The 11,394-nt window shown below is 56.7% G+C and carries 22 protein-coding genes; all 22 read right to left on the reverse strand.

Annotated features, from left to right (window positions below):
- Positions 1-37: 37 nt before the first annotated feature.
- Positions 38-1,333: a preprotein translocase subunit SecY gene (gene secY / locus WMO20_RS10565; protein ID WP_112121781.1), complete on the reverse strand. Its 1,296-nt coding sequence runs from the start codon at positions 1,331-1,333 to the stop codon at positions 38-40.
- Position 1,334: 1 nt separating this feature from the next.
- Positions 1,335-1,775 (reverse strand): 50S ribosomal protein L15, encoded by a 441-nt coding sequence (gene rplO, locus WMO20_RS10570; protein WP_349186827.1) that lies wholly within the window; start codon positions 1,773-1,775, stop codon positions 1,335-1,337.
- Between the two features lie 20 nt (positions 1,776-1,795).
- Entirely contained in the window at positions 1,796-1,981 is a 186-nt protein-coding gene (gene rpmD / locus WMO20_RS10575; protein ID WP_005921851.1) for a 50S ribosomal protein L30, read from the reverse strand.
- Positions 1,982-1,995: 14 nt separating this feature from the next.
- Positions 1,996-2,496, reverse strand: coding sequence for a 30S ribosomal protein S5 (gene rpsE, locus WMO20_RS10580; protein ID WP_005921854.1), 501 nt, complete (start codon positions 2,494-2,496; stop codon positions 1,996-1,998).
- A 19-nt stretch (positions 2,497-2,515) separates the two neighbouring features.
- The gene (rplR, locus tag WMO20_RS10585; RefSeq protein ID WP_005921856.1) at positions 2,516-2,875 is read right to left on the reverse strand and encodes a 50S ribosomal protein L18; all 360 of its coding nucleotides are present in this window, start codon (positions 2,873-2,875) and stop codon (positions 2,516-2,518) included.
- Between the two features lie 18 nt (positions 2,876-2,893).
- On the reverse strand, positions 2,894-3,445 hold the full coding sequence (gene rplF / locus WMO20_RS10590) for a 50S ribosomal protein L6 (protein ID WP_112090932.1): 552 nt from the start codon (positions 3,443-3,445) through the stop codon (positions 2,894-2,896).
- Positions 3,446-3,462: 17 nt separating this feature from the next.
- Positions 3,463-3,861, reverse strand: coding sequence for a 30S ribosomal protein S8 (rpsH, locus tag WMO20_RS10595; protein WP_005921861.1), 399 nt, complete (start codon positions 3,859-3,861; stop codon positions 3,463-3,465).
- 112 nt (positions 3,862-3,973) lie between these two features.
- Positions 3,974-4,159 (reverse strand): type Z 30S ribosomal protein S14, encoded by a 186-nt coding sequence (locus WMO20_RS10600; protein WP_005921866.1) that lies wholly within the window; start codon positions 4,157-4,159, stop codon positions 3,974-3,976.
- Between the two features lie 17 nt (positions 4,160-4,176).
- Positions 4,177-4,722 carry a 50S ribosomal protein L5 gene (gene rplE / locus WMO20_RS10605; RefSeq protein WP_112090933.1) on the reverse strand — a complete coding sequence of 182 codons (546 nt, stop codon included), beginning with the start codon at positions 4,720-4,722 and terminating at the stop codon, positions 4,177-4,179.
- Between the two features lie 17 nt (positions 4,723-4,739).
- The gene (gene rplX, locus WMO20_RS10610) at positions 4,740-5,054 is read right to left on the reverse strand and encodes a 50S ribosomal protein L24 (protein WP_015537247.1); all 315 of its coding nucleotides are present in this window, start codon (positions 5,052-5,054) and stop codon (positions 4,740-4,742) included.
- A gap of 13 nt (positions 5,055-5,067) precedes the next feature.
- Positions 5,068-5,436, reverse strand: coding sequence for a 50S ribosomal protein L14 (gene rplN / locus WMO20_RS10615; RefSeq protein ID WP_005921875.1), 369 nt, complete (start codon positions 5,434-5,436; stop codon positions 5,068-5,070).
- 43 nt (positions 5,437-5,479) lie between these two features.
- A complete protein-coding gene (rpsQ, locus tag WMO20_RS10620; RefSeq protein WP_005921877.1) occupies positions 5,480-5,737 on the reverse strand; it encodes a 30S ribosomal protein S17 in 258 nt (85 codons plus the stop codon).
- Between the two features lie 12 nt (positions 5,738-5,749).
- Positions 5,750-5,935: a 50S ribosomal protein L29 gene (gene rpmC, locus WMO20_RS10625; RefSeq protein WP_005921879.1), complete on the reverse strand. Its 186-nt coding sequence runs from the start codon at positions 5,933-5,935 to the stop codon at positions 5,750-5,752.
- Positions 5,925-6,365, reverse strand: a complete 441-nt coding sequence (rplP, locus tag WMO20_RS10630; protein ID WP_005921880.1) for a 50S ribosomal protein L16 — start codon at positions 6,363-6,365, stop codon at positions 5,925-5,927. The genes rpmC and rplP overlap by 11 nt, the downstream gene beginning before the upstream one ends.
- Positions 6,365-7,069 carry a 30S ribosomal protein S3 gene (gene rpsC, locus WMO20_RS10635; RefSeq protein WP_005921881.1) on the reverse strand — a complete coding sequence of 235 codons (705 nt, stop codon included), beginning with the start codon at positions 7,067-7,069 and terminating at the stop codon, positions 6,365-6,367. The genes rplP and rpsC overlap by 1 nt, the downstream gene beginning before the upstream one ends.
- A 12-nt stretch (positions 7,070-7,081) precedes the next feature.
- Positions 7,082-7,417, reverse strand: coding sequence for a 50S ribosomal protein L22 (rplV, locus tag WMO20_RS10640; RefSeq protein WP_097785327.1), 336 nt, complete (start codon positions 7,415-7,417; stop codon positions 7,082-7,084).
- An 18-nt stretch (positions 7,418-7,435) separates the two neighbouring features.
- On the reverse strand, positions 7,436-7,702 hold the full coding sequence (gene rpsS, locus WMO20_RS10645) for a 30S ribosomal protein S19 (protein WP_005921883.1): 267 nt from the start codon (positions 7,700-7,702) through the stop codon (positions 7,436-7,438).
- Positions 7,703-7,719: 17 nt separating this feature from the next.
- Positions 7,720-8,550 (reverse strand): 50S ribosomal protein L2, encoded by an 831-nt coding sequence (rplB, locus tag WMO20_RS10650; RefSeq protein ID WP_112090935.1) that lies wholly within the window; start codon positions 8,548-8,550, stop codon positions 7,720-7,722.
- A gap of 77 nt (positions 8,551-8,627) precedes the next feature.
- Positions 8,628-8,924, reverse strand: a complete 297-nt coding sequence (rplW, locus tag WMO20_RS10655; RefSeq protein ID WP_005921885.1) for a 50S ribosomal protein L23 — start codon at positions 8,922-8,924, stop codon at positions 8,628-8,630.
- Positions 8,924-9,547 (reverse strand): 50S ribosomal protein L4, encoded by a 624-nt coding sequence (rplD, locus tag WMO20_RS10660; protein WP_005921886.1) that lies wholly within the window; start codon positions 9,545-9,547, stop codon positions 8,924-8,926. The genes rplW and rplD overlap by 1 nt, the downstream gene beginning before the upstream one ends.
- Positions 9,548-9,561: 14 nt before the next feature.
- On the reverse strand, positions 9,562-10,194 hold the full coding sequence (rplC, locus tag WMO20_RS10665) for a 50S ribosomal protein L3 (protein ID WP_349186829.1): 633 nt from the start codon (positions 10,192-10,194) through the stop codon (positions 9,562-9,564).
- A gap of 97 nt (positions 10,195-10,291) precedes the next feature.
- Complete coding sequence (gene rpsJ, locus WMO20_RS10670) at positions 10,292-10,603, reverse strand: 30S ribosomal protein S10 (RefSeq protein WP_005921888.1); 312 nt, start codon at positions 10,601-10,603, stop codon at positions 10,292-10,294.
- Positions 10,604-11,394: the final 791 nt, after the last annotated feature.

Here is an 11,394-nt window from a genome sequence, read left to right on the forward strand (position 1 = left end):
CCTTTCCAGTGCTTTCTTACATCTTTATTGCTTCAGATCAGCCAAGGAAACCCTTGTGGTTGCGCATGGTCATAAAGCTATCGAGGCTGCGGGTGGTATCCAGTGCCACACCAACCACGATCAGCAGGCTGGTACCGCCCAGCTGAATGCTCATACCGGTCAGGTTGCCCAGAATGATCGGCAGTACAGCCACCGCAGCCAGGAAGATGGCACCGATGAGGGTGATCTTGTTCAGGGTGCGGGTGATGAAATCGCTGGTCGGCTTACCGGGACGGAAGCCGGGGATCGAGCCGTTGTTGCGGCGCAGATTGTTGGCGATCTCAACAGGGTTGTACTGGATGGCCACATAGAAGTAGTTGAATGCCAAAATCAGCAGCAGGTAGATCACAACGTACAGCCAGGAGGTGTAGTTGAAGGTATGGAAGAACGCATACCAGACCGGGTGAGCGGTCTGATCGATCTGCAAAAAGCTGCCGATGGTGCCCGGGATGGACACCAGAGCCGAAGCGAAGATGATGGGCATGACGCCGCTCATGTTCAGCTTCAGGGGCAGGTAGCTGTTCTGGCCGCCCATCTGCTTCCGACCCACCACACGCTTGGCGTACTGGATGGTGATGCGGCGCTCTGCGTTGGTCATGACCACCACAAAGACCACAGCGACCAGTGCCAGAATTACCAGAACGGGCAGCAGGATATAGAACTGAGGCTCGCCAGCCGCTGCGCGGGTCAGCAGACCCGTCACAGAGGTGTACAGCGAGGACCAGTTGGAAACGATGGAGGCGAAGATCAGAAGGGAAACACCGTTGCCGATACCCTTGTCATCGATCTGCTCGCCCGCCCAAGTGATCAGCTGAGCACCTGCAACGAAGGTAGCGATGATGACCACAGCGGCGAACACGCCGACTGCGCCGGAAACATACTTCAGTGCACCCATATTGCGGATCACGAAGTAGTAGCCAATGCTCATGATCAGTGCGACCACGGCACCGGCATACCGGTTGATCTGCTGCAGCTTCTGCTGGCCGTCCGCTTCCTTTGCCAGATTTTCCAGCGAAGGAATGGCTACAGTCAGCAGCTGCACAATAATAGAGGCGTTGATATAGGGTGTCACACCTAACGCGAAGAGCGTGCATCTTGCCAGTGCGCCGCCGCTCATCATATTGAGGTACGAGAGCATATCGCCGTTTGCAAACATCTGCGTCAGAGCAGAGCCGGAAACGAACGGCACGGGGATGGCACAGCCAAGACGGTAAACCACGAGGATCGCCAGCGTGAACAGAAGACGATTTTTAAGCTCGGGGATCTTCCATGCGTTACGGAATGTCTGGAACACCTTACATCACCTCAGCCTTTCCGCCTGCCTTCTCGATTTTCTCTTTGGCAGAAGCGGAATAGGCTGTGGCCTTCACGGTCAGAGCCTTGGTCAGCTCGCCGTTGCCCAGAACCTTAACGCCGTCCAGGGTCTTCTTGACCAGACCCTTAGCCTTCAGAGCCTCGGTATCGACGACATCGCCGGCATTGAAAGCAGCCTCCAGGTCAGCCACGTTGACGATGGCGTACTGGGTAGCAAAGATGTTGTTAAAGCCAACCTTGGGCAGGCGGCGTGCCAGAGGCATCTGACCGCCCTCGAAACCAGCGTGCTTCACGCCGGAACGGGCCTTCTGGCCCTTGCTGCCGAAGCCGGCAGTCTTGCCATTGCCGGAGCCAATGCCGCGGCCCTTGCGGGTTGCAGCCTTATTGGCGCCCTTGCTGGCGTGCAATTCATGAAGCTTCATTGTGCGTATACCCCCTGCTATTAGGCTTCGGTGACGCTGAGCAGGAAGCCGATCTTTGCGATCTTGCCCTGCGTAGCGGCGTTGTCAGGCTGAACGGTAACGTCGCCCGGCTTCTTCAGGCCCAGAGCCTCAGCGGTAGCGATCTGCTTAGCGCCGCGGCCGATCAGGCTCTTCTTCAGCTCGATCTTGAGCATCTTATCTGCCATGGTTAGTTACCTCCTTAACCCAGAATTTCTTTCACGGTCTTGCCGCGCTTCTCAGCGACAGACTCGGCGCTGACCAGACCGCACAGACCTGCAAAGGTAGCAGCAACAACGTTGATGGGGTTGTTGGAACGCATAGACTTCGCACGAACGTCCTTGATGCCAGCAGCCTCAATGACGGCACGCACGGGGCCGCCGGCGATCATACCGGTACCGGGTGCAGCCGGCTTGAGCAGAACAGCGCCTGCGCCGTACTTGCCAACGATCTCGTGGGGGATGGTGGTGCCCTTCAGGGCAACCTTGTGCATATTCTTCTTGGCAGCGGCCTCACCCTTGCGGATAGCCTCGGGAACTTCACCGGACTTGCCGATGCCGTAGCCGATGGTGCCCTTGCCGTCGCCAACGACAACCAGAGCAGCAAACTTCATGATGCGGCCGCCCTTGACAGTCTTGGAAACGCGGTTGATAGACACAACCTTGGTGATCATGCCGTCGTCTTCACGGTTTCTCATAGCCATAATGTGTTTCCTCCTCTCATTACAGCTTCAGGCCGCCCTCACGGGCGCCATCAGCCAGGGCCTTAACACGGCCATGATAAACGTAGCCACCACGGTCGAACACGACCTCGGTGATGCCCTTTTCCAGAGCCTTTGCTGCAACCTTCTTGCCGATCTCAGCAGCGGCCTCGACGTTGCCGCCGTTGCCGTTGAAGTCCTTGTCCATAGTGGACGCCGACACCAGAGTAACGCCCTGCTCATCATCGATGATCTGAGCGTAGATGTGCTTGGCGGAGCGGAAAACATCCAGGCGAGGACGTGCTGCGGTGCCGCTGATCTTGTTGCGAACGCGGCGATGACGACGAAGACGAGCTTCGTTCTTGTCGATCTGCTTAACCATTGTCTTTCACTCCTTACCTTATTTCTTGCCCTTACCGGCCTTGCCTTCTTTGTGCTTGACGACCTCGCCAGCGTAGCGGATGCCCTTGCCCTTGTACGGCTCAGGCGGCTTCTTGGCGCGGATCTCTGCAGCATACTGGCCGACCTTCTGCTTGTCGATACCGGTAACAGAGAAGTGGTTGGGATCCTGCCACACAATGGTGCAGTCCTCGGTATCGGGGACGTTCACCTGATGAGAGAAGCCCAGGTTCATGACCAGGTTGGAGCCCTGCTTCTGGCAGCGCATACCAACGCCAACGATCTCCAGCTTCTTCTCGTAGCCGTTCACAACACCGTTCACCATGTTAGCGATGTTGGTACGGGTCAGGCCGTGCAGGCTGCGGGCCTTGGGTTCGTCATTGGGGCGGGTAACCAAAACCTCATTGCCCTCGACCTTAACGGTCATCAGGGGATGATAGTTGGAATTCAGGCTGCCCTTGGGGCCCTTGACGGTGACAGCGTGTGCTGCCTCATCGACAGTGACAGTGACACCGGCAGGAATGACGATGGGTTTTCTTCCAATTCTCGACATTGTCTTTTACCCCTTTCTTACCACACGTAGGCCAGGACTTCGCCGCCGACGTGCTCAGCACGTGCAGCCTTGTCAGTCATGATGCCCTTGGAGGTGGAAATGATCGCGGTGCCCAGGCCCTTCATGACCTTGGGCATATCCTCGCAGTTGGTGTAGATGCGCAGGCCGGGCTTGGACACACGGCGCAGGCCGGCAATAACGGGCTCGCCGTTTGCCTGATACTTCAGGGTGACAACGATGGTGCCCTGAACAGTGTCGTTCTTGACCTGCATACCCTTGATGTAGCCCTCGTCAACCAGAATCTGGCAGATAGCCTTCTTCATGTTGGAAGCGGGGATCTCCACAGAAGGGTGTTTGGCAGTGCTAGCGTTGCGGATGCGAGTCAGCAGGTCCGCGATAGGATCAGTAATCTGCATTTGCCACTAACCTCCTTAGATTAGCTCTCATTTGTTTTATAATGATACCGCCCCGAAACAAGTTGTTTGCCCCGGGGCGGATATCCGACATTCTATCCAGCCCTCTGGTAAATTACCAGGAAGCCTTCTTCACGCCCGGGATCTCGCCCTTGTAGGCCAGCTCACGGAAGCACACACGGCACACGCCGTACTTGCGCAGCACGGAGTGGGGACGGCCGCAGATGCGGCAGCGGGTGTATGCACGGGTAGAGAACTTAGCAGGACGAGACTGCTTCAGCTTCATAGACAGTTTAGCCATTTTACAAATCTCCTCCCTTAGTTGTTCTCTGCGAAGGGAGCGCCCAGAGCCTTCAGCAGCTCCTTGCCCTCCTCGTCAGTCTTTGCGGTGGTGACGAAGCAGACATCCATGCCGCGGACTGCATCGACCTTCTCGAAGTCGATCTCGGGGAAGATGATCTGCTCCTTGATGCCGCAGGCAAAGTTGCCGCGGCCGTCAAAGCCGTTGCCGTTGATGCCGCGGAAGTCGCGCACACGGGGCAGAGCCACGTTGAAGAAGCGATCCACGAACTCGTACATACGCTCACCACGCAGGGTGACCTTGCAGCCGATGGGGGTGCCCTGACGCAGCTTGAAGTTAGCAACGCTCTTCTTGGCACGGCAGACGACTGCCTTCTGGCCAGTGATCTGGCCCAGATCCTTCATAACTGCTTCCAGGATCTTCTCGTTTTCCTTGGCTTCGCCGCAGGCAACGTTGATGACGACCTTGTCCAGCTTGGGGATCTGCATAACGCTCTTGTAACCGAACTTGGAGTTCAGAGCAGGAGCAATTTCATTGACATACTGTTCTTTCAAACGAGCCATTGTTCCTTACTCCTTTCTTACAGCTCAGCGCCGCACTTCTTGCAGACGCGAACCATCTTGCCGTCCTTCTCAACGTGACCCACACGCACGGCCTTGCCGCACTTGGGGCAGACGGGCATGACCTTGGAAGCGTAGATAGCGCCCTCGGCCTTAACGATGCCGCCCTGCTCGCCCTGACGGCGGGGCTTGACGTGCTTGGTAACCATGTTCTGGCCTTCAACGATGACCTTGCCTTCAGCGGGGCTGACCTGCAGGACCTTACCAGTGTGGCCCTTGTCCTTGCCGCTGATGATCATCACGTTGTCGCCGGTTTTAACATGAAGATTATTCATTTTTAAAACCTCCTTACAGCGATTCCGGAGCCAGGCTCAGGATCTTGGTGTAGCCGGCATCACGCAGCTCGCGAGCAACAGGTCCAAAGATACGAGTACCCTTGGGGTTCTTGTCGGCCATAACGATAACGGCGGCGTTCTCATCAAAACGGATGTAGGAACCGTCGTCGCGGCGCACGCCATGCTTGCTGCGCACGATGACAGCCTTGACGACGTCGCCCTTCTTAACGGAGCCGCCGGGGGCTGCCTTCTTGACAGAGCAGACCACGACGTCACCAATGTTTGCGTATCTCTTGCGGGTGCCGCCCAGCACACGGAAGCACATCAGCTCCTTGGCACCGGTGTTGTCGGCAACTTTGAGATAAGTTTGCATCTGAACCATATCAGATATCTCCTTTCAAACTGTTCAAAGCAGCGGGCAAAGATTACTTTGCCTTCTCAACGATACGGACCAGGCGCCAGCGCACATCCTTGCTCAGGGGGCGGCACTCCATGATCTCAACACGGTCACCGATACCGCACTCGTTCTGCTCGTCACGAGCCTTGAACTTCACGGTACGCTTCAGGATCTTCTTGTACAGGGGGTGCTGCACGCTATCCTTAACGGCAACCACGATGGTCTTATCCATCTTGTCGGACACGACGACGCCGACGCGGGTCTTTCTCAGATTACGTTCTTCCATCGTTTAACCTCCTTACTGCTTCTCAGCCAGAACGGTCATCACGCGGGCGATGTCCTTCTTGACTGCTTCGATGCGGCCGGGGTTCTCCAGCTGGTTGATGGCATGCTGGAAGCGCAGGTTAAACAGCTCAGCCTTCAGATCTGCCAGCTTGCTGGTCAGCTCTGCGGTCTGCATTTCGCGGAGTTCATTAGCCTTCATTGGTGCCATCCTCCTTCACGGAGTCCTCACGGACAACAAATTTGCACTTGATGGGCAGCTTGTGCATAGCCAGACGCAGAGCCTCGCGAGCAGTTGCCTCATCGACATCTGCCAGCTCGAACATCACGCGGCCGGGCTTCACGACTGCAACCCAGTATTCGGGAGAGCCCTTACCGGAGCCCATGCGGGTCTCAGCGGGCTTTTCAGTCACGGGCTTATCGGGGAAGATCTTGATCCAAACCTTGCCGCCACGCTTGATGTAACGAGTCATGGCAACACGGGCAGCCTCGATCTGCTTGGAGGAGATCCATGCCGGCTCCAGAGCAACAAGGCCGTACTGACCCTGGCACACCACGTTGCCGCGGGTAGCCTTGCCGGTCATGCGGCCGCGCTGAACGCGGCGGTACTTAACACGCTTAGGCAGTAACATTACTTGTTGCCTCCTTCCTTCTTAGGAGCGGTCTTTGCGCTCTTGAGGACCTCGCCCTTGTAGATCCACACCTTAACGCCGATGCGGCCGTAGGTGGTAGCAGCCTCTGCAAAGCCGTAATCGATGTCGGCGCGCAGGGTCTGCAGGGGGATGGTGCCCTCGTGGTAGCTCTCGGTGCGGGCGATATCAGCGCCGCCCAGACGGCCGGAGCACATTGCCTTGATGCCCTTTGCGGGAACGGTTGCGCGATCGCGGGGGCTCATGGCATTGCGCATGCACTGCTTCATAGCACGACGGAAGGTGACGCGGTTCTCCAGCTGACGAGCGATGTCCTCAGCAACCAGCTGTGCGTTGGTGGAGGGGCTCTTCACCTCGATGACATTGACGATAACGGTCTTGCCATACTCCTTGGTCAGCTTGTTCTGCAGGGCGATGCGCTCTTCGCCGCCCTTGCCGATGACCATACCGGGCTTAGCGCAGTAGATGTTAACATTAACGCGAGGAGCGGAAGTGGAAGGATCCACAGTGCGCTCGATCTCGATCTTGGGGACGCCAGCGTCCTTCAGCTGAGCCTTCAGCTCAGTGCGGATCTTGTGATCCTCGACGAGGTTATCGCTGAAATCCTTCTTGGAGGCAAACCAGCGGCTGTCCCAGTCTTTAATAACGCCGACACGAATGCCGTGCGGATTTACTTTCTGGCCCATTGTTTTCCCTCCTTACTCTTTCTCTTTCAGAACAACGGTCATGTGGCTGGTGCGCTTCAGGATGCGGTAGCCGCGGCCCTGTGCACGAGGCATCATGCGCTTCAGCGTCGGGCCGGGGCAAACAAAGCACTCGGCGACGTAGAGGTTGTTCTTGTCCATATTGAAGTTGTTTTCCGCATTAGCGGCTGCAGACTTCACCAGCTTCAGAAGGGGCTCACAAGCTGCCTTCGGGGTGTACTGCAGGATTGCCAGCGCTTCGTCCAGGGGCTTGTTACGGATCAGGTCCATAACGATAGACACCTTACGAGGACTAATGCGGGCATAACGAAGAATTGCCCGAGCTTCCATGTTGTGTTCCTCCCTCTATTACTTAGAATTACCAGTGTGGCCCTTGAAGGTACGGGTGGGAACGAACTCACCCAGCTTGTGGCCAACCATGTCCTCAGTCACATACACAGGCACGTGCTTGCGGCCGTCGTGGACGGCAAAGGTGTGACCAACGAATTCGGGGAAGATCGTGGAGGCGCGGCTCCAGGTCTTGATGACCTGCTTCTTGCCGGAAGCGTTCATCGCTTCAACGTGCTTCATAAGAGCAGCCTGGACGAAAGGTCCTTTTTTAATGCTTCTACCCATTGTCTTAAACTCCTCTCTTACTTACCTGCACGCTTCACGATCAGCTTATCGGAGCGCTTATGATGCTTGCGAGTCTTGAGACCCAGAGCGGGCTTGCCCCAGGGAGTCATAGGACCGGAGTGACCAACAGGTGCGCGGCCCTCGCCACCACCGTGGGGATGGTCGCAGGGGTTCATAACGGTACCACGGCTGCCGGGACGCACGCCCATGTGGCGCTTGCGGCCTGCCTTGCCCAGGTTGACGTTCTCGTGGTCGATGTTGGAAACCTGACCGATGACTGCGGTGCAGTTCACGGGCACGTTGCGCATCTCACCGGAGGGCAGACGAACCAGAGCGTAGCCATTCTCCTTAGCCATCAGCTGAGCCATGTTGCCAGCGGAACGAACCAGCTGAGCGCCGCGGCCGGGATACAGCTCGATGTTGTGGATGATGGTACCGACGGGGATGTTCTCGAAGGGCAGGCAGTTGCCGGGCTTGATATCGGCAGACTTGCTGCTGACGACCACGTCGCCCACCTTCAGGCCATCGGGAGCAATGATGTAGCTCTTGACGCCGTCGGTGTACTCGACCAGAGCGATGAATGCGCTGCGGTTCGGATCGTACTCGAGAGTCTTAACGGTAGCGGGGATATCGGTCTTCTGACGCTTGAAGTCGATGACACGATACTTGGTGCGGTTGCCGCCGCCCTGATGGCGGACGGTGATACGACCGGTGTTGTTGCGGCCGCTGTGCTTCTTCATGGGCTCCAGCAGGCTGCGCTCAGGAGCGACCTTGCTCAGGACGCTGTAATCCGTGACGGTCATGCCGCGGCGGCCCGGAGTAGTGGGGCCATACTTTTTGATAGCCATTGTGCTATTCTCCTTTGTTTATCTTATGAATTATTATCGGGGTCATATCCCCATAGAGGAACCCTCGGCGGGTTCTATCAGACCATGCTGTTGAAGAACTCGATCTCCTTGGAGTCCTTGGTCAGGGTCACGATAGCCTTCTTGGATGCAGCGGTGTAACCGGCGTGCATACCCTGACGGCGGAAGCGGCCGCGGACGGAGACGGTGTTCACCTTAGCGACCTTGACGCCGGGGAACAGAACTTCAACTGCCTGAGCGATCTCGACCTTGGTAGCATCGGTAGCGACCTTGAAGGTGTACTTCTTGTCAGCGATGCCAGCCATGGAGTTCTCGGTAATGACCGGCTTCAGGACGATATCATGTGCGGTTTTCATTAGCCAAGCACCTCCTCGAGCTTCTTAGCTGCGTCGACGCTGATGATCAGCTTGTCGGCGTTCAGCACATCGTAGGTGTTCACGCTGCCTGCGAAGGTGGTCTTGACACCGGCGATGTTGCCAGCGCTCTTGACGAACTTTGCATCGACAGTCTCGTTGACCAGCAGGTTCTTCTTGCCGGCGCCCACAGCGTTCAGCATAGCGACCACAGCCTTGGTCTTGTACTCGTCGCAAGCGAACTTGTCAACGACGACCATGTTGCCATTGGCAGCCTTGTCGGACAGGACGCTCAGCAGAGCCAGACGCTTGACCTTGTTGTTGATGTGGTAGTTGTAGCTGCGGGGCTTGGGGCCCAGAGCAACGCCGCCGTGGGTCCACTGCGGAGCACGGATGGAGCCCTGACGAGCGTGGCCGGTGCCCTTCTGACGCCAAGGCTTCTTGCCGCCGCCGGAAACTTCCATGCGGATCTTGGTGTTCTGGGTGCCCTGACGCTGGTTGGCCAGGAAGTTCACCACAGCAATGTGGACAGCCTTCTCATTCGGGGTGATACCGAACACGGCGTCGGAAAGCTCGATCTCGCTAACGTGCTGACCGTTCATATCGACTACATTAAACTTTGCCATTGTAGCTTTCCTCCTTACGCCTTGACGCTGTTGGCCAGGGTGATGATGGTGCCCTTGGAACCGGGAACCGCACCCTTGACAGCGATCAGATTGTTCTCGGTGTCAACCTTGACAACGGTCAGGTTCTGCACGGTAACGCGCACATAGCCCATGTGGCCGGGCAGGCGCTTGCCGGGGAACACGCGAGAGGGGTTGGAAATAGCGCCCATAGAACCTGCATGACGTGCCACCGGGCCAGTGCCGTGGCTCTCACGCAGACGGTGCTGGCCAAAGCGCTTGATAACGCCCTGGTAGCCCTTGCCCTTGGAAACGCCTGCAACGTCAACCTTGTCGCCTGCTGCAAAGACGTCAGCCTTCAGGATGTCGCCAACGTTCATTGCGGAAACGTCGTCCAGACGGAACTCACGCAGGGTCTTCTTGGGGGCAACGTTTGCCTTCTTGAAGTGACCTGCAGCTGCCTTGTTGACCTTCTTGGCGGAAACCTCGCCGAAGCCCAGCTGAACAGCCTGATAGCCATCGCTCTCGACAGTCTTCTTCTGCACGACGGTGCAGGGGCCTGCCTCGATGACGGTGACGGGGATAACCTTGCCGCTCTCATCGAACAGCTGGGTCATACCGACTTTCTTGCCGATAATGCCTTTAACCATTTTCTTTTCCTCCTGTAAAGGTTATTGGTTGGCAGCGCACGTCACTGCCAACATGACCCCTCGGGAAACGAGGGCATCGAATTTGATCGTGTGTGGTTTACAGCTTGATCTCGATGTCCACGCCAGCGGGGAGCTGGAGGCTCATCAGAGCCTCGACCGTCTTGTTGGACGGCTTCAGAATGTCGATCAGACGCTTATGAGTGCGGCTCTCGAACTGCTCGCGGCTATCCTTGTACTTGTGGGTAGCGCGCAGAACGGTAACGACCTCGCGATCGGTGGGCAGGGGGATGGGGCCGGACACGCGTGCGCCGGTGCGCTTTGCGGTCTCCACGATCTTCTCTGCTGCGGCATCGATCAGCTGAGCATCATAGCTCTGCAGACGGATTCTGATTTTCTCTTTGACTGCCATTGCTTACGCCTCCTGAAAAATTGTTTTTGCCCTAGGCGAGCCGATAAATTGCTCTACACAGTTCCGGGTGTTCCTCGATTTGGCACTATAAAAACCGGTGAACCGCATGGCAGTTCTCCCGGAAACATATTAGCAAATCAAATCCGAACATTGGTTCCGCCCGTTTCGCAGAGGAGTAACTTCTCTGCCGAGGGAACGTATTCCATCGCTGTCAGTAATTTTTTCGCCCGGTTCTAAGATCGGACATACTCCGCGGAAATAACCCATCGCAGCTATCGCCGGATGACAACCTCCCGCATCAACGCATATCGCTGGCCTGCACGACTTGTATCGCACAAGCCTTTTGCAGCCGAGAGATATTTTATCACATCTTCGTCCATTTGGCAAGTGTTTTTTGCAGAAAATTACGATTTTTCTTTTTTATTTTCTCTGTTTTGTCAATGGCCGCATTTTCTGTGCAAGATGCACAATCTCCGCGCTTTTTGCCGGTGGAAAACTCCCCCGCTCCCCTTTGCAGCATCAGTATGGGCGGTAGACGCGGGGGTTATACCTATTATATAAGAGAACTCCCTCAGTCAAAGCCTGTCGGCTTTGCCAGCTCCCTCGGGGAGGGAGCCTTTGGCATGACGGGAAAGTTCCCAGCTGAAGTGTAAAGCTTCTGGGCGTGCCAGCTCCCCCTCGGGGGAGCTGTCGCGCAGCGACTGAGGGGTTTTTAATGGAGAAGCGAAAAAAGCGTTAAAGCGATAGCGCCGACTGGCGCAGCGCTAGCTTTTTTGTGCTTCGACTTCTTC

Origin of the sequence: Faecalibacterium intestinale, from assembly GCF_040096575.1 — a bacterium.
In the GTDB taxonomy this organism is placed as follows: domain Bacteria; phylum Bacillota; class Clostridia; order Oscillospirales; family Ruminococcaceae; genus Faecalibacterium; species Faecalibacterium intestinale.